This is a genomic window from Nocardia sp. CA-136227, assembly GCF_050955695.1.
In the GTDB taxonomy this organism is placed as follows: Bacteria; Actinomycetota; Actinomycetes; order Mycobacteriales; family Mycobacteriaceae; genus Nocardia.
Window position 1 is genome coordinate 5,925,894 of sequence record NZ_CP192081.1, and the last position, 15,933, is coordinate 5,941,826.

At 69.8% G+C, this 15,933-nt stretch carries 17 protein-coding genes; 6 read left to right on the forward strand and 11 right to left on the reverse strand.

What is annotated here, in order from left to right; genetic code table 11:
• Window positions 1–155 precede the first annotated feature (155 nt).
• Together mscL and ACQP06_RS27400 are read left to right on the forward strand one after the other, a co-directional pair.
• Window positions 156–548 (forward strand): large conductance mechanosensitive channel protein MscL, encoded by a 393-nt coding sequence (gene mscL / locus ACQP06_RS27395; RefSeq protein WP_433667338.1) that lies wholly within the window; start codon window positions 156–158, stop codon window positions 546–548.
• Window positions 549–647: 99 nt separating this feature from the next.
• A complete protein-coding gene (locus tag ACQP06_RS27400) occupies window positions 648–2,198 on the forward strand; it encodes an MFS transporter (RefSeq protein ID WP_433667340.1) in 1,551 nt (516 codons plus the stop codon).
• Window positions 2,199–2,223: 25 nt separating this feature from the next.
• Here the strand turns inward: ACQP06_RS27400 and ACQP06_RS27405 are convergent, their stop codons facing one another.
• The 4 genes from ACQP06_RS27405 to ACQP06_RS27420 all read right to left on the reverse strand — a co-directional run bounded on the left by ACQP06_RS27405 (window position 2,224) and on the right by ACQP06_RS27420 (window position 6,024).
• Window positions 2,224–2,868, reverse strand: a complete 645-nt coding sequence (locus ACQP06_RS27405; protein WP_433667341.1) for a sigma-70 family RNA polymerase sigma factor — start codon at window positions 2,866–2,868, stop codon at window positions 2,224–2,226.
• Window positions 2,869–3,086: 218 nt separating this feature from the next.
• Window positions 3,087–3,797 carry a GAF and ANTAR domain-containing protein gene (locus ACQP06_RS27410; RefSeq protein WP_433667343.1) on the reverse strand — a complete coding sequence of 237 codons (711 nt, stop codon included), beginning with the start codon at window positions 3,795–3,797 and terminating at the stop codon, window positions 3,087–3,089.
• A 113-nt stretch (window positions 3,798–3,910) separates the two neighbouring features.
• Window positions 3,911–4,597 carry a GAF and ANTAR domain-containing protein gene (locus ACQP06_RS27415; RefSeq protein ID WP_433667345.1) on the reverse strand — a complete coding sequence of 229 codons (687 nt, stop codon included), beginning with the start codon at window positions 4,595–4,597 and terminating at the stop codon, window positions 3,911–3,913.
• 98 nt (window positions 4,598–4,695) lie between these two features.
• Window positions 4,696–6,024: a DUF3533 domain-containing protein gene (locus ACQP06_RS27420; protein ID WP_433667347.1), complete on the reverse strand. Its 1,329-nt coding sequence runs from the start codon at window positions 6,022–6,024 to the stop codon at window positions 4,696–4,698.
• 76 nt (window positions 6,025–6,100) lie between these two features.
• Here ACQP06_RS27420 and ACQP06_RS27425 point away from each other — a divergent pair, with 76 nt between their 5' ends.
• The 3 genes from ACQP06_RS27425 (at window position 6,101) to ACQP06_RS27435 (ending at window position 8,715) form a co-directional block, all read left to right on the forward strand.
• Complete coding sequence (locus ACQP06_RS27425; RefSeq protein ID WP_433667349.1) at window positions 6,101–6,721, forward strand: TetR/AcrR family transcriptional regulator; 621 nt, start codon at window positions 6,101–6,103, stop codon at window positions 6,719–6,721.
• Between the two features lie 154 nt (window positions 6,722–6,875).
• Window positions 6,876–7,475: a TetR/AcrR family transcriptional regulator gene (locus ACQP06_RS27430; RefSeq protein ID WP_433667351.1), complete on the forward strand. Its 600-nt coding sequence runs from the start codon at window positions 6,876–6,878 to the stop codon at window positions 7,473–7,475.
• 52 nt (window positions 7,476–7,527) lie between these two features.
• Window positions 7,528–8,715 (forward strand): DUF4132 domain-containing protein, encoded by a 1,188-nt coding sequence (locus ACQP06_RS27435; protein WP_433667353.1) that lies wholly within the window; start codon window positions 7,528–7,530, stop codon window positions 8,713–8,715.
• Here ACQP06_RS27435 and ACQP06_RS27440 read toward each other — a convergent pair.
• The 5 genes from ACQP06_RS27440 to ACQP06_RS27460 form a co-directional block, all read right to left on the reverse strand.
• Window positions 8,691–10,148: an FAD-binding protein gene (locus ACQP06_RS27440; RefSeq protein WP_433667355.1), complete on the reverse strand. Its 1,458-nt coding sequence runs from the start codon at window positions 10,146–10,148 to the stop codon at window positions 8,691–8,693. The two genes, ACQP06_RS27435 and ACQP06_RS27440, sit on opposite strands and share 25 nt — an antisense overlap.
• On the reverse strand, window positions 10,145–10,645 hold the full coding sequence (locus ACQP06_RS27445; protein ID WP_433667357.1) for a VOC family protein: 501 nt from the start codon (window positions 10,643–10,645) through the stop codon (window positions 10,145–10,147). The genes ACQP06_RS27440 and ACQP06_RS27445 overlap by 4 nt, the downstream gene beginning before the upstream one ends.
• Window positions 10,646–10,682: 37 nt before the next feature.
• A complete protein-coding gene (locus tag ACQP06_RS27450; RefSeq protein ID WP_357278928.1) occupies window positions 10,683–11,342 on the reverse strand; it encodes a TMEM175 family protein in 660 nt (219 codons plus the stop codon).
• On the reverse strand, window positions 11,335–12,012 hold the full coding sequence (locus ACQP06_RS27455; RefSeq protein WP_433667359.1) for a VC0807 family protein: 678 nt from the start codon (window positions 12,010–12,012) through the stop codon (window positions 11,335–11,337). The genes ACQP06_RS27450 and ACQP06_RS27455 overlap by 8 nt, the downstream gene beginning before the upstream one ends.
• 102 nt (window positions 12,013–12,114) lie before the next feature.
• On the reverse strand, window positions 12,115–12,537 hold the full coding sequence (locus ACQP06_RS27460) for an MFS transporter (protein ID WP_433673442.1): 423 nt from the start codon (window positions 12,535–12,537) through the stop codon (window positions 12,115–12,117).
• 444 nt (window positions 12,538–12,981) lie between these two features.
• Here ACQP06_RS27460 and ACQP06_RS27465 point away from each other — a divergent pair, with 444 nt between their 5' ends.
• Window positions 12,982–13,773 (forward strand): VOC family protein, encoded by a 792-nt coding sequence (locus ACQP06_RS27465; RefSeq protein WP_433667361.1) that lies wholly within the window; start codon window positions 12,982–12,984, stop codon window positions 13,771–13,773.
• A 125-nt stretch (window positions 13,774–13,898) separates the two neighbouring features.
• Here ACQP06_RS27465 and ACQP06_RS27470 read toward each other — a convergent pair whose 3' ends face one another.
• Window positions 13,899–14,756 carry a fumarylacetoacetate hydrolase family protein gene (locus tag ACQP06_RS27470; RefSeq protein ID WP_433667363.1) on the reverse strand — a complete coding sequence of 286 codons (858 nt, stop codon included), beginning with the start codon at window positions 14,754–14,756 and terminating at the stop codon, window positions 13,899–13,901.
• Window positions 14,753–15,925 carry a glycerate kinase gene (locus tag ACQP06_RS27475; protein ID WP_433667365.1) on the reverse strand — a complete coding sequence of 391 codons (1,173 nt, stop codon included), beginning with the start codon at window positions 15,923–15,925 and terminating at the stop codon, window positions 14,753–14,755. The genes ACQP06_RS27470 and ACQP06_RS27475 overlap by 4 nt, the downstream gene beginning before the upstream one ends.
• Window positions 15,926–15,933 lie beyond the last annotated feature (8 nt).

Genomic DNA, 15,933 nt, shown 5'->3' on the forward strand with positions numbered 1-15,933 from the left:
CCCTCCGATTTGCCGACTGTGTGCCAGCACCCTTCCGGCGAATCGGAGTGATGCGCGTCAAGGGGGGTGCGCCGTGTGCACACGAGGCCCCGACCAGCATTTAAACTCCCATCCGGAACATAACGAAAACGTCTCGGATTGGAACTGCGCGCATCATGCTCAAAGGCTTCAAAGACTTCCTGATGAGGGGCAATGTCATCGACCTCGCGGTCGCCGTGGTCATGGGCACCGCCTTCACCGCCATCGTCACCTCGGTGACCAAGGGCGTGATCGAGCCGCTGCTCGCCACCCTCGGCGGCAACAGGGAGTTCGGTCTGGGCTTCCAGCTGCTGGCCGACAAGCCGTCCACCTTCGTCGCCCTCGGGCCGATCATCAGCGCGGGCATCAACTTCCTGTGCGTCGCGGCGGTGCTCTACTTCGTGCTCATCCTGCCGATGAACACCCTCAAGAGCCGTTTCACGAAGGCCGAGGAGGAGAAGGTGGCGACCGAGCTGGAGCTGCTCACCGAGATCCGCGACCTGCTCGCCAAGCAGAACGCCGGCCGGTAGTTCCCACGGTCGAGCCAGGGTTCCACTCGGCGCCTCAACTAGGCTTAGCCAGGTTGTTGCCAACAACCAGACAGAGGTCTAGTCGAGGAGGCGGGAACCGTGGGCCGCATTCCACCCCGGGAACAGGCGAGGGATCTGGCGGACCCGGTGCGGCCCGCACCGGCGAGCCGGTGGGCCATGCTCGCCGTGCTCTGCGCGAGCCTGCTGCTGGTGGCGATGGACGCGACCATCCTCAATGTGGCGCTGCCCTCGCTCATCGATCACATGGCGCCCACGCCCATGGAGCAGCTGTGGATCGTCGACCTCTACGGCCTGGTGCTGGGCGGTCTGCTGATCACCTGCGGCGCGATCGGCGACCGGTACGGCCGGAGACTGCTGTTCCTGCTCGGCTTCCTGCTCTTCGGCGTCGCCTCGGTGATCGCGGCGACCGCGCACTCCCCCGCCCAGCTCATCGCGGGCCGCGCGCTGCTCGGCGTCGGCGGGGCCATGGTGATGCCGTCCACGCTCTCGCTGATCCGCAATATCTTCACCGATGACCACGAACGCACCATGGCCATCGGCATCTGGGCCTCGGTGGCCGGTGGCGGCGCGGCCATCGGCCCGCTGGTCGGCGGCCATCTGGTGGAAGCGTTCGGCTGGTCGGCCGCCTTCTGGCTCAATGTGCCCGTGGTGATCCTCACCGTGGCCGCGGGACTGTGGCTGCTGCCGGAGTACCGGGCCCCGCAGCAGGGCCGCCTGGACTGGGCCGGCGCGGTGCTGTCGGTGCTGGGCATCGTGGCGCTGGCGTGGGGCATCAAGCATGTGGCCCGGGGCAATCCGGCCCCGGTCGATCTGATCATCATGGTGTCGTCGGTGCTCCTGCTGGGGCTGTTCGCCTACCGGCAGTCGAAGTCGCCCGACCCGCTGCTGGATGTGCGGTTGTTCCGCAATCGCGCCTTCACCGCCGCGGCGCTCGCCACCCTGCTCGCCATGCTGGCGATCGGCGCGGCCCTGTTCCTGATCTCCTTGTGGCTGCAATACATTCACGGCTACTCGCCGTCGGAAGCCGGTATGCGCACCCTGCCCGCGGCGCTGGCCACCCTGTTCGGTTCGCTGGCCACCCCCTGGCTCATGCGGCGCGTGGGCGTGCGCGCGCTGATGGGTTTCGGGTTGGGCGCGCTGGCAGCGGGTTTCGCGGTGCTGGCCGCGATTCCCGACACCACCTACCCGATCGTCGCCCTGGTCCTGCTGTGCCTGGGCATCGGTGACGGCATCGCGATCACCACGGCCGCAGCGGTTCTGGTGGCCTCGGTGCCCGCCGAGCGCGCCGGGCAGGCGGGCGCGGTCGAGGAGACCAACTACGAGTTGGGCATCGGTCTGGGCGTGGCGCTGCTGGGCAGCATCCACGGCCGTTTGTTCACCGGCCACATGACCGGATTGCCGCTGCACGGCGACGATCTGACCGAGGCGCAGGGCTCGGTGGGCGGCGCGGCCCACGTCGCCGAGCGGATCGGGGGACCCGCCGGCGACGAGGTGCTGCGCATCGCCCAGCACGCCTACGACGCGGCGCTCACCACCACCTCCTGGATCTCCACGGGGCTGGTGGGCGCGGTCGCGGTGCTCACCGTGATCCTGGTTCCGCGCGGCTTCAAGGCGACCGCCGCGCACTGACCCCCTTCCCCCGGGCTGTATGCGGTTACGCCAGTGCGACTTTCAGTTGCGCGAGGCCGGAGCGGATGCGGGCCTTCACGGCGGGCAGGCCGATCCCCAGCCGGTCCGCGACCTGCGGGTAGGTGAGCCCGCCGTAGAACGCCAGCACCACCGACTCACGCTGATTGGGGGTGAGGGTGGACAGGCCGTGGCGGATTGCGCGCTGCTCCTGGCGGCGCAGGATCTCCTCGGCCACCACATCGATGGCGGGGCGGTAATCGCCGACGCCCCAGCGGTGTTCGTGCCCGGCCGCGCTGCGCTCGCGCCGGACCCGGTCCACCGCCTGATGGTGTGCCAGGGTGGTGAGCCAGGTCAGCGCATTGCCGCGGGCCGGGTCGAAGTTCGGGGCGCTGCGCCAGACCTGGAGGTAGACCTCGTGACAGGTTTCCTCGGCATATCCGGTGTCGTACAGGATGTTCAGGACGCGGGAGTAGATGAGGCCGCGGGTGCGGCGGTAGAGCTCCTCGTAGGCGGCGCGGTCGTGCTCGGCGATGCGGCGGACGAGGCTGTCGAACTCGCTGCCGCGCCGGGTGCGGCGGGCAGGGACGGTCGAGGGTCGGACGGGGTGGGCCGATGACGGACGGACTGCCGGGTGGGCAGCGGAACGATGTGGTGCACGTGACGAATTCACGATTGCCCCCAGGTCGACGAAGCGAGCGGATCGACGGTGTCCGGATACGGATATGTCGAAACGAGCCGTCGAGGACTGGGACGGCCAATGCGGAAACCGGCCGGGGACAGGGGCTTTCGGTTCCGCCAAGAATCCAGGCTACGCCCCGGGGGCCGATTCCCGCACCGATCCGATCAACCGGACGTCATCCCGGCAAACCCGGCCGAACCGGGAGCGGATCAGATCCGCAGCCCCAGTGCGACGATGCCGTGCGCGACCGCGTGCACCGTCACCCGATTGCGGCGGGCGTGCGCGCGGATCAACTCGAACGCCGCGTCGGGGGTGGTGTGGTGGGCGTGGGCGAGCACGCCCTTGGCCTGTTCCACCACGATGCGGGTGGTCAGCGCGTGCTGGAGCTGCTCGGTCACCCGCTGGTGGCGGCGCACCAGATTCGCGGTGACGATGTGCCCGGCGGCCATGCCCGCCAGCAGCGTCGCCACCGACAGGTCCTGGCCGGTCCAGTGCCGGGCCTCGCGCGAATACAGGCTCAGCACACCGGCTTCGGCGGCGTCCAGACGCATGGGGACGGCGGCGACCGAGGCGATCCGGTGCTGCCCGGCCAGGGTCGTGTACTCCGGCCACAGGTCGCCGTAGCTGCCGATGTCGGTGACGGTCACCGGCGCTCCGCAGGCGTGCGCGACGACGCCGGGTCCGCGGTCGTGGTCGCGCTGGCAGACCTCGAGGTCCAGGAGGTCCTCGGGGATACCGGTGAAGCGTTCGGACCGGTCGCCTCGTAGTGGGGCGGACAGCGCCACCGTCACCCCGCCCGGTTCCAGCACATCGATGGCGCTGCGCATCAACTCGTCCAGAATCTGGGGCAGTTCGCTCGCCGCCGGCAGCAGCCGCGCGAATCTGGCCAGCACCGTCACCAGCAACTCACTGTCGGACACCGCATTCACCCCGCATCAGCGAACGCCGGGCGCCCGCCACGAAAGTATTCCTGTGCCGCTCTTGCCGTCAGCCCATGGTATTTGCCGGGCGGGGTGTCGCGGAACAGTTGCGCTCATTCGGCCTCGATCCGAATGTTGCGCTCCACCACCCGCCGTGCCACCTCCACCAGCGAAAGTCCATGGGTGAAGGCGTATCCGCGCAGGCGGGCGTAGGCGTCGGGGATCTCGATGCCGAGTTGTGCGCTGGTCATGCCGGCCGCCTGGTGAATCCATCGGCTGGACAACGGCTGTGCCCACTGCTGGGCGTCGTCGCCGGTGGCCAGCACCAGGCTGGCGGTCACCAGATCGGCGATGTGCAGCGCCGCCGACAGCAGCCGCGGCCCGGGAGGCCCGACGGATTCGCGATACAGGTCGACCGCGCCGAGCCGAATCGCGCCCAGCCGCAAGGGCACCGCGAACAGCGAGCCCGATACCGGGGTACCGGAGAGGGCTTCGGCGAAGCCGGGCCAGTGCTCGCAGTCGGCGCTCAGATCGGTGACCACCACCGGCACCCCGTCGGCCACCGCCGTGACCGCCGGGCCCTCCCCCGCCGTCGCCTGCGCCCGCTCCACCCGTTCGGCGAATTCGTCACTGGCGCACCAGGGTTGCATGCCCGCGTCGCGTTCCTCGAGCACGATGGCGGCGCGGCGCACCGGTAGCACCCGGACGCACGCGGCGCACACCGCGTTCAATCCGCCGCCCGCGTCGCGCACAGCGCGCAGGAACTGTCCTGTCAGCTGATCGAACTGCGACGAAGCCATCACCATCGAACCGCCCCACAATCATCGCTCGGCGATGAGTTATTCGGTGCCCGAGGCCAGTATCTCCGTCACAGCTCGACAACGAACAGGGCCGAAAGTCACTGTGGGTCAGCGCTAACGGCGACCGCGACCGGCCGGTGCGGCACGCCGAGCCGGTACAGGCCGCGTAGGTCGTACAGGTGCGTGGCGACCGCGCCGAGCACCAGCCCGAAGGCCAGCCCGAACAGCGTCATCCAGATGCCGGTGCCGAGTCCGGCCTCGAGGTGGCCGTCGAAGAACAGGATGGCGCGCACCGACAGATAGATCTGGTGCATCGGCTCGAAGCTCGACAGGGAGGCGATCCAGCGCGGAATCGCTTCCACCGGAATCGAGCCCGAGGACGAGGGCAGGCCCAGCACCACGAACACGATCATATTGATCAGCAGGCCCGCGGTGCCGAAGGCGGCCAGCACCGACAGCCCGGTGACCGACACCGCGATGATGGCCAGCGTGCCGTAGAGGAACAGCGGCAGCGGTTGGTCGATGGGCATGCCGAATATCCGCGCGATGCCCATGAACATGCCGGAGAGGAACGGCGCGGTGATCGCGGCGATGGCCCACTTCACCAGCAGCGTGCGCCAGCGGCTGATCGCGGCGGGCTCGGGGGCGCGGAACCACGGGCCGTATTCGGCCGGGACGTAACCGAGCACATTGTCGATCATGGAGTGGATGATCATCGCGCCGCTGAAGCCCGCGAACAGCAGGACCAGGGTGTAGAAGAACGCGGACAGGCCCTGCCCGGTGCCCGCCGGGAGCGGCCGGTACGGGCTGGTGACCACGTCGATGGGCTGGGCCAGCTGCAACCGTGCCGCGCCGGACAATTCGGTGGCGGGCGCGCCCGGCTGCGGCGCGAGCTTGGCCTTCACCTGGTCGGTGAGCTGCGCGCCGACCGTCGAATTGACCTGTGCCATGGCCCGATCGGCGATGCGCTGGGTGATCGAGGAGGCGTAGGTGCCCGCGCGCGGATTGGTCTGCACGGTGATGACCGGCCGTTCCACGTCGCCGGGCACCACCGAGGCCGCGGCGAGGATCGACAACCGCTTGGTGAAGTCGCCGGGAATGATGATGGCGCCGTAGACCTGGCCGTTGCTCAGCTGCTGGCGGGCCTCGCCGATGCCGACCACGCGCAGGTCGATCTTGTCGGCGGGGATGCGCTCGGTGAGCGCGGCGGCGATCTGGTCGCCGATATTGACGGTGCGGCTGTCCATCACGTCGCCCACGTCCTGATTGACCAGGGCGACCGGGAAGTCGTGCAGGTTCTTCTCCGGGTCGGAGGTGTAGCCGAGGTACATGGTGCCGATCAGGGCCGCGAGCAGGCCGAGCACCACCATCGGGCCGATCCAGCCGCGCAGCGGCACGGCGCGCTGGACCGGGTTCTCATTAGCCATGGGCACGAATGTAGGCAGCGACAACAAAGTAGTCAACGCCAACATCCCCGAGTGTGTCCGATATCCTGCTCTCACCATGAGCATCACCAAGCGCAAGGCCCGGGAGGTGGTCGAGCGCGCCCGTTCCTACCACCACGGGGACCTGCGCGCCGAACTCCTCCGCCGCGCCGAGGAGACCCTGCGCGGCGGCGGGATCGAACGCCTGTCGCTGCGGCAGCTGGCCCGCGACACCGGGGTCAGCCACGCCGCGCCCGCCCGGCACTTCCGCGACAAGCAGGCGCTGCTGGACGCGCTGACGGTCGCCGGATTCGAGCGGCTCGGCGCGGAATTCGAGAAGGCGGCGGCCGCGGGCACCTTCCTGGAACGCCTGCGCGCCATGGCCCACGCCTATCTGCGGTTCGCCATCGACAATCCGGAACTGCTGGCGCTCATGTTCGCCCGCAAGAACAGCCCGACCCCGGCCATCGGGAAGGCCGCGGAACGCGCGTTCACCGTGCCGATCGAGATGGTCACCGACGCGCAGGCGCTCGGGGAGGTGGTGCCGGGCGAGCCGCGGCGCATCTGCCTGTCGGCGGTGGCGGCGCTGCAGGGGCTGGCCTCGATCCTCGGGTCGGGGCTGGTCGACGCCGCGGAGGCGGACGGACTCTTCGACGAGATGGTCACCCACATGCTGAACGGTTTGCGTCCGCGACGCTGAAATATTTGCGTCCGCGACGCTGACGCGCGGTTCACCGAACTCGGCACCGCGCCGCCGCCCCCGAAATCGGTGGCCTCCGCACCCGTAACCTTTCAGGCGTGACGATCGAGAAACGACAGTGACGATCGAAGGCAGGCAGTACGGCGGACGCGCCGTGACCGAACGAAAAGCCGAGCGCCGGCAGCGTTTCCTCGACGCGGCCATCCGAATCTTCGGCGAGCGCGGCTACGCCAACTGTTCGCTGGCCGATGTGTGCGCCGCGGCCGGACTGTCCAAACGGCAGTTCTACGAGGAATTCCAGACCCGTGAGGACGTACTGGTCGCGGCCTACGACCAGATCCAGGACCAGTCGGCGGCCGCCCTCGCCACCGCGTTGAGCGCCATGGGCCCCGACCCGGACCCGACCGAGACCGTGACCCAGGCCCTGTCGGCCTTCCTCGACTCCATCGGCGCCGACCCGTTCCGCGCCAAGGTGGCCTTCGTCGAGGTCGTCGGCGTCAGCGAACGCATGGAACAGCACCGCCGCGCCCGCCGCCACCTGTGGGGCGACACCCTGCGCCTGGCCGTGCAGCCCCTGGCCGGGGACTCCGCCTCCCTCCGCGGCACCCCCGAACTCGCCACCAGCGCCCTCATCGGCGCGATCAACGGCCTCGCCCACGAATGGCTGCTGTCGGACCCCCGCCCGCCCGTCCGGTCCCTGGTGGAGGTTCTGGTCCCCATGACGGTCGCCCTCATCGCCCGCGACGCGGACTAACGATCACACCGCGGGCGCGGAAGTTCGCGCCGCGGGGCACGGGGATCTGTCGGTGTCGGGCGGCAAGATCTCCGGCATGACCGACGAGGAGCGGCACTGGGCCGATCCGCACGCGACCGAGGCTGTGCGCAAACTGTTGCGGCGGCATCGGCGGGCGGTGGAGACGGTGCTGACGGCCGCGCGGGTGGATGGGCTGGATCAACTCGCCGATGCCGCAGCCGGATACGTGGCGGCGCCGGAGCGGGCGGGGACGGCGGCGGGGGCGGCGGTGGCGTTCGCCATCGCGCAGTACGCGGCGGTCGCCTATCGCACGGGGGTGCGGCGGGAGCAGGAGTTCATCGATCGGTTCGTCGACAGCTGGATGGTCGAATTCGGGCACGCGTTCGCGACCGAGGTCGCGGAGGCCCGATGCGGGGTGCGGGTCGAGGAACCCGATCCGCGTGCGGGACGGATGACGGCCTGGCTGCGGGTGACCGAGCCCGGGGAAGAAGTCGAGCCCGCCGCCGAGGCGCTGCGCGTCCGGGTGCGGGAACGTCTGGGGAGCGCGTCCGAGGGAGCGGCACGGGTCGCGCTGGAGCCGAAGTCGGTGACGACCGACCAGATTCGGCGGCTCGAGGCGGCCATGGTGGACGGCAGGCGGTGGCGGCCCGCCGCGCATCGGCGCTTGGTGCTCGAGGATCCCGCGCTCGGGCCGGCCGCGCGGCTGCTGGTGTGGGCGGTCTTCGATGCCCGCGGCGAGGTGACGGGGGCGTTCCGGGTGGACGAGGACCGCGTGCCGCGCACCGTCGAGGGCGAGCCGGTCGAACTGGCGGATCAAGCGTTGGTGGGCGTGGCTCACCCGATCCAGCTCGGTGCGACGCTCGCGGCCTGGCGGGACCTGTTCGACGACAATCGGTTACGGCAGCCGTTCGAGCAGCTGGAACGGCCGATCAACCTGCTCACGACGGAGGACGCGGAGTCGAATCGCCTGTCCCGCTTCAGCGATCGGTCGATTCGCACGGATCGGGTGTTCGGTCTGCAACAGCTGGGCTGGCAGGTGTCGCGGGAGGTCCTCACCCGCCGGTTCGGACCGGTCCGGGAGGTGATCGTCACGCTGGATCCCGGGCTCGAAGGCGGTTTCCGCGACGAGCCCGAGCTGCAGCGGGTGCTCTCGGTGGAGCTCCGGGGCGGCACGTTCGATGCGCTCGACGCCGTGACCGCCTCGGAGCTGATCCGTCAGTTGGAGCGGCTGGCGGCGTGACGTCCGGCGCGGCGGCCGAAGAACGAGCCCGCGCCGAGCTGGGTGCCGCTGGAGTAGCCCTTGCCGTCCTGGGCCAGGGTGGAGGCGGTCGCGCCCGCCGCGTACAGGCCGGGGATGGGTGATCCGTTGTCCCGCAGCACCTCCGAGTCGACCGAGGTGCGCAGCCCGCCGAGGGTGAAGCCCGCGTAGAGCGCCTTGCCGAGGGTCAGGTCGAAGGCCGCCCACGGCCCCTGGTCCTGCGGTTGCAGCCATTCGGCGGCCTTGTGGAAGTCCGGGTCCTCGCCGCGGGCCGCGTTCTCGTTGTACCGGTCGAGCGTGGATCGCAGTGTCTCGGCGGGGATTCCGAGCGCGGCGGCCATCTCGTCCACGGTCTCCCAGCCGTCGATGAACGGCGCGAGCGGGAACATGGGCCGTTCCATGTGCTCGGAGTCGACGATCAGGTAGGCGACCGCGCCGGGCTGATCGAGCACGTACGCGGAGGTGCGCGCGTGGTAGGAGTCCTCGGCGACGAACCGTTCGCCCTTGTGGTTCACCACGATTCCGGTCAGCAGCTTCGACGGCGGATACACCGGCGCGGTGACGAACGCCTGGTCCATCATGCGGGTCACGCCGCCCGCCGACACTCCGAGCCGGATGCCCAGCCCGTCGTCGAACGGCGTCCCGAGCACGAACGGCTTCTCGGTCAGCCACGGCACGTGCTCGGCCACCATGCCGGTGTTCATGACGAAGCCACCGGCGGCCAGCACCACCGACTTCGCTTTCACCGCACCGGTTTTGCCGAGGCTCTTCCACTCCACCCCGACCACCGCGCCGTCCGCGTCGGTGATCAGGTTGGTCACGCCGGTCTCGTAACGCACCTCGACCTCGAGCGTGGCGGCCCGCTTCACCAGCAGGTCGATGATCATGGCCGCGCCCTGGGTGTCGCCGGGCACCGGAACCTTGTGCCCCCGGGGCGCGGGCACGGCCTGTTCCCGGTAGGGCCATACCTTTTCGTTGCCGGTGTACATCAGCCCCTGCGTACCGGGCTGGATGACCGCCTTCTCCGGGTAGTAGCTGCGCTCGAACTCGAATCCGAGGCTCTCCAGCCAGTCGAAGTGCTCGACGCTGCCTTCGCAGTAGGCGCGGATCTTCTCCGGTTCCGGATCCCGCGCCACCGACAGCAGGTACTTGTACATTTCCTCGACCGAGTCCTCGTGCCCGGTCGCCCGCTGCACGGCGGTGCCGCCGCCCAGGTAGAAGTGCCCGCCGGCGAGCGCCGTGGTCCCGCCCGCGACCCCGGCGCGTTCCAGCACCAGCACGCGGGCCCCGCGCGCGGCCGCCTCGACCGCCGCGCACCCACCCGCGATGCCGAATCCGGCGACCACCACGTCGACCTCGTCGGACCATTCGGTAACGGACTCCGCCGCGACGGTTTCCGGAATCTGCGTGCTCACTGCGCACCCTTCTTGATCTGCTCGAAGAACGCCCGCATATTCGGCCCGATCTCCGCGAGTTCGATGTACGGCACGCCCGAGTCCGCGCCGTCGAGGTAGGCGAACCGCATCTGCCCGCCCATATCGCCTTGTTGTACCACCGGAATCCCCCGGGCCTCGGCGTCTTTCAGCGCGGCGTCGAAGTCCTGGGGCTCCAGGCAGACGTGGTGCAGCCCCGCTCCCCCGCGTTCGAGGAATTCGGTGTAGATGGAGCGCCCGTTCACCGGCTGGATGAGTTCGAGCTGCATATCCCCGCTGTACCCGAGCGAGATGTGCGCGGTGAAGTCGGCGGGCTCGCCGCGATACACGCATTTCTCGGGCCCGAAGTGGACGTCGGGCATCCGCATCCAGCCCTTCACGCCCATGGTCGTCGTCAGGAACCGTTCCCCGGCCTCGATGTCCTCGACCACCCACGCGATCTGGGTGACGGGCCCATCGGCCACGCTCGTGCTGTCCACTTCGGCAGTTAATCACAATCGCTTAATTTGGCAAGGGCTACTCGTCGTCCGGATCGGCTTCCGACGGCGCGGTCCACCCCTTGTTGCTCAGCCCGTAGAACGTCGCGACCAGCAGATACAGCACCAACGCCGCGATCGGCGAGAGGAATCCGACCCCGATGCAGGCCGCGTAGACCAGAATTCCCGGCCAGGCCCGCCAGCTCTCCCGCCGCGCGTAATCCGCCCCCAACCCGGACTTCAGCATCTCCGGCCGCTTCGCCAGCCGCCACCACATGGGCGCCCACGGCACGGTCATCAGCACCCCGACGATCCCGTACAGCGCCACCGCCACCACCGCGTCCCGATGCGTCCCGTGCACGACGTTCTCGGCCACCACCATGGTCGGGAACGGCACCAGCGAAATCCCCAGCAGCAGAAGCAGATTCCACCAGCGCAACACATGGTCGATCCGCCGTAACCGCCCGAAGAAGGTGTGGTGGTTCATCCACACCACCCCGATCGTCATGAACGACGCCAGATACGCCACATACGACGGCCAGATGTGCCCGAGCGCCTGCAGCAAGCGCCCCGGCTCGTGCTCGGGCACCCGGATCTCCAAAATCAACAGGGTGATGGCAATCGCCATCACCCCGTCGCTGAAAGCTTCCACCCGAGCGGTTCCCGCGAGCGTGCGTTCCGGAACCGATCCCTCACTCATGCATCGCAGCGTAGACCGGTTCGGCGGTCGGCTCGATTCGCTTGACGCGCTTGACCGTTCGCACGGTGATGATGGCCATGACGGCGGTGACGCCGATCATCAGGACGCTCGACAGCCAGGTCATGGTGTGGATGGGCAGGCGGTAGACGAGCACCACCCGCAGGGCCGATTCGCCCATCAGGCCGACACCCCACATGACGGCGATCCGGTTCAGCAGGCGACGGACCACGGGGTTGGTGCGGAACTTGTGGTCCAGCTGGGCCAGTCGCTCGGGGGCTCCGGCGAGGCCCTTGCGGGCGGCGACGTAGGTGAGGGGCTTGCCGAGCAGGGCGCTGATCAGGAAGGCCAGGCCGATCGCGGCGGTGGTGACCGAGTCGCGGACGATGATCATCCGGGCATCGCCGCTGATCACCGAGGATCCGATGCCGAAGGCGAAGCCCACGAGGATGAGCGCGGCCAGGGCGTCGATCTTGCGGGCCCGGATCACGCCGACCAGGACCACGGCGCCGGAGAACAGCGCTCCCGCCAGCAGGGCGATGAAGTCGGAGTACCCGGCGGCGTGCAGGGCGTAGTAGGCGGCGAGCGGCACCGCGATGTCGCGGAGGGTGGGGGCCAGCATGCGGAGCACATTCGGCCGGGCGGCGGGCGCGGCGAGCGTGTTGTCAGCCATGATGCGAACTCCTGTAATCGGTTTCTGCGCTACAGGAATGACGCTACGGAGACCGCCGCCGCACCGAATCTGCCAACCATCACCTCCCGGCCATGACAGTTGTCATGCCGCGACCATGGCCGCCGCTTCCAGATCGCGCCCCTTGGTCTCGGGCGCGCCCCACAGGCAGATCAGGAAACCGACGGCGGTGACCACCGCGGCGAACAGGAACGTCGGCCCCATCCCGAGATGGTCCAGCGGATGTCCCTCCGCGCCCGCCTCGACCAGGGTGGCCGGATCGACCCGTACGTGCAGGTACTGCTCGATCATGGCGGCGGCCTTGTCCTGTTTGCCGTGCTGGGCCAGCCACCGTGGTGATTCGGGCGCGGTGCTCTGCCGGATGATCAGGAAGAACGCGCACAGCACCGCGCCGCTCGCGAGCTGCCAGCGCCAGCTGCCGTTGCCGCCGAAGGTCAGCAGCAGATAGCCGACCACATAGGCCAGCACCGAGCCCAGGTACCAGGCCACGATCTGGAATCCGAGCAGCGTCCCGCGCTGTGAGCACGCCGAACAGCGCGCCGCCGACGAACATCCCGATCAGGGCGGCGGCCCCGATCAGCTGGGTGTCGCGGGTGGTCAGGTCCAGCTCGGCGTTCATGCCGATGAGCGCGGTGCCCACGATGCTGAGGATGTAGCCGTCGAGCAGCGGCCCGCCCGAGCACGCCACCGCGAGCCGTGCGTGGAAGGAGGTGAAGGGCGCGTCATCGATGACCGAACTCATGCGGCCTCCTACCCGGATCGATGACCGAAGCAAATGAGCGGCAAGCACATCGAACGTACCCGCGGGCGTCGACCGTCGTCCCGGCTGACACGCCGTTTCCCGCCATCCCCGCCTCGCGCGGGAGCGGCGGCGATGATTTCCGGTGCCGAACGTCGTCTCCATTCGCAGCGGCCGAAACACCGAGCGAACACCGATTCGAGGAGTTGACCATGTCGTACACAACGCAGCCCGGCGATCCGATCTGGACCGATATCTTCACCACCGACCCCGAGGGCGCGATCGCCTTCTACGGCGAATTGCTCGGCTGGACGGCCGAGATCGCGCCGGAGCACGGGAACTACATCACCTTCCGCAAGGACGGCAAGGCCGTGGCGGGCGGGATGGCCAGTGACGGCTCGAGCGGCCCGAGCCAGTGGATGGTGTACCTGGCCAGCACCGATGCCGAGAAGACGGCCGAGAAGGTGACCGCGGCGGGCGGCATGACCGTGGTGCCGGTGATGCCGGTGTCCGACCTCGGGAAGTTCGGGGTGTTCGGCGACAACGGCGGCGTCGGCATCGGCGTGTGGGAGCCGGGCGCCATGACCGGTTTCGAGCAGCGCGGCCTCGTCGGCGACGGGCACTGGGAGGGCCATGTGGGTGCGCCGTCGTGGTTCGAACTGCACACCCGCGGCTATGACGACGCGCTGAAGTTCTACCGCGAGGCGTTCGGCTGGCAGGACCCGTTCACGATCGCCGACACCCCCGAATTCCGCTATACCACCATCCATTCCGTGAGCCCGATGCTGGGTGGCGTGATGGATTCCTCGGGCTTCCTGCCGCCGAGCGTGCCCGGCTATTGGACGGTCTACTTCGGTGTCGAGGATGTGGACGCGTCGGTGCGGAAGGTGCAGGAGCTGGGCGGCAGCGTGGTGCGCCCGCCGGAGGACACCCCGTACGGCCGGCTGGCGGCGGTCGCCGATCCGGCGGGTGTGCGATTCAGCCTGGGCGGCAACAAGTCCTGACCCGGAAAGGCCGAACGGCCCGGTCTCCACAGCGACCGGGCCGTTCGAATCATCCCGTGGCGACGTGGTCAGCGCCCCAGCAGCGCGTCCGGCGTCGTCGCGGGAAGTCTGTCACCGCAGCGGGTTCAGCCGCGCACCCCGGTGGCGAGGGTCTGCTGCCGGCCCAGTCCGGCCACCTCCACGACGACGACATCGCCGTCGCGCAGATAGGGTTTCGGCTCCGGGCGGCCGACCGCGACGCCCGCGGGCGTGCCGGTGAGCACCAGATCGCCGGGTTCCAGGGTCATCAGCGTGCTCAGGTAACGCAGCACCTCGCCGACCCCGGCCACCATGTCGCCGGTCGAACCCGCCTGCCGCTGTTCACCGTTCACCCACAACTGCAGGCTCAGCGCCTGCGGCTCGGCGATCTCGTCGGGTGTGACCAGCCACGGCCCGATGGGGGTGAAGGTGTCGAAGGACTTGCCCTTCACCCAGGTCGGTTCGCCCGCGATGCCATCGCGTTCGGTGACGTCGTTGGCGGTGACGTAGCCGCCCACCGCCCCCAGCGCGGTGGCGGCGTCGGGGCAGTCGCGCAGGCGGCGGCCGATCACCACGCCCAGCTCCACCTCGTGGTCGGTGGTGGCGCTGTCACGCGGCAGTTCGATGGCGTCGTAGGGACCGCTCACCGTGGTGCCGGGCTTGAGGAAGACGACGGGCCGTTCCGGGATGGCCGCGCCGATGGCGGCGGCGTGGTCGGTGTAGTTGAGGCCGACGCCGATCACCTTGCCGGGCCGGGTGATCGGCGCCCCGATACGCGCGGCGGGGTCCACCTCGGGCAGCGTGCCGGAGGCCAGCGCCCCGAGGATCGCACCGAGCGCGACCGGATCGCCCAGCAGCGCCCCGTCGACGTCGGCGGTCACCGCGGACACGTCGCGCAGCACGCCGTGATCATCGATGGCCGCGGGCCGCTCGGACCCCTTGGGTCCTACTCGCAGGAGTTTCACGCGTCGCCTCCGGACTGCTCGGATACCGTGGCGGTCACGCGGCGGCCGCCCGGCAGATATTCGTCCGCGATGCGAACGCCCAACTGCTGCAACAACATCAACCCGGCGCTCAGGCAGCGCTGCTCGTCGGGCTCGATCTCGAGCAGCGAGTACACCGCGGCGAAACCGGCCGCGTGAAAACGCTCCGGCGGCAAGGTGTTCCGGCCGCACACCGCGATCACGGGCACCCCCGCGGCCCGCGCGGCCGCGGCGACGCCGGCGGGCGCCTTGCCGTGCAGGGTCTGCTCGTCGAGCTTGCCCTCACCGGTGACGACCAGGTCCACCCCGGCCAGCCGTTCGTCGAAACCGACCAGTTCCAGCATCAATTCGATGCCGGGCCGCAGGGTCGCGCCGAGCACCGCGAGCGCGGCGAATCCGACGCCCCCCGCGGCGCCGGCCCCCGCCACGTCGCGCCGATCCGACCCGAGTTCGTCGGCCAGCCGTCGCGCCCACTGCCCGAGCGCGGCGTCCAACTCGGCGACCTGGGCCGGATCGGCGCCCTTCTGCGGTCCGTAGACCGCGGCGGCCCCGGAGGGCCCGGTGAGCGGATTGTCGACGTCGCAGGCCACGATGACCTCGACGCCGTCCATCCGCTCACGCAGGGCGGTCAGGTCGATGGAGTGCACCCGGGTGAGCGCCGCCCCGCCGTCGCCGATGGGTCGCCCCTCGTCGTCCAGCAGCAGGGCGCCGAGCGCCTCCAACAGTCCTGCGCCGCCGTCGGTTCCGGCGCTGCCGCCGATCCCGAGCACGATGCGGCGGCAGCCGGCCGCCACCGCCGCCGCCATCACCTCGCCGGTGCCCCGGCTGGTGGCGGTCATGGGGTGCGGACGGCCTTCGGGCAGCCGCACCAGTCCCGACACGTCGGCCATTTCCACGACGGCGAGATCGCCGCGGCGGGCGTAGGCCGTCAGCACCGGTTCCCCGGTCGGGCCCGACGCGGTCAGCGGGACCGCGTCGAACCCGGCCGCGAGGGCGGCGGCGACGGTGCCGTCACCGCCGTCGGCGACGGGCACCACCGCCACCGAGGCGTCGGGTCGCCCGCGCCGGATTCCGGCTCGCACGGCGGCCCCGACCTGCGCCGCGGTCAGCGAGCCCTTGAACTTGTCGGAGGCGATCAGCACACGAGCCATGGGAATCC

What these genes read in the sequence shown, in the direction of transcription:
- mscL (WP_433667338.1), top strand. Translation starts at nt 156, where the DNA reads ATGCTCAAAGGCTTCAAAGACTTCCTGATGAGGGGCAATGTCATCGAC.
- ACQP06_RS27415 (WP_433667345.1), bottom strand. Translation starts at nt 4,597, where the DNA reads ATGGCTTCGTCGCAGTTCGATCAGCTGACAGGACAGTTCCTGCGCGCT.
- ACQP06_RS27420 (WP_433667347.1), bottom strand. Translation starts at nt 6,024, where the DNA reads ATGGCTAATGAGAACCCGGTCCAGCGCGCCGTGCCGCTGCGCGGCTGG.
- ACQP06_RS27425 (WP_433667349.1), top strand. Translation starts at nt 6,101, where the DNA reads ATGAGCATCACCAAGCGCAAGGCCCGGGAGGTGGTCGAGCGCGCCCGT.
- ACQP06_RS27450 (WP_357278928.1), bottom strand. Translation starts at nt 11,342, where the DNA reads ATGAGTGAGGGATCGGTTCCGGAACGCACGCTCGCGGGAACCGCTCGG.
- ACQP06_RS27455 (WP_433667359.1), bottom strand. Translation starts at nt 12,012, where the DNA reads ATGGCTGACAACACGCTCGCCGCGCCCGCCGCCCGGCCGAATGTGCTC.
- ACQP06_RS27465 (WP_433667361.1), top strand. Translation starts at nt 12,982, where the DNA reads ATGTCGTACACAACGCAGCCCGGCGATCCGATCTGGACCGATATCTTC.
- ACQP06_RS27475 (WP_433667365.1), bottom strand. Translation starts at nt 15,925, where the DNA reads ATGGCTCGTGTGCTGATCGCCTCCGACAAGTTCAAGGGCTCGCTGACC.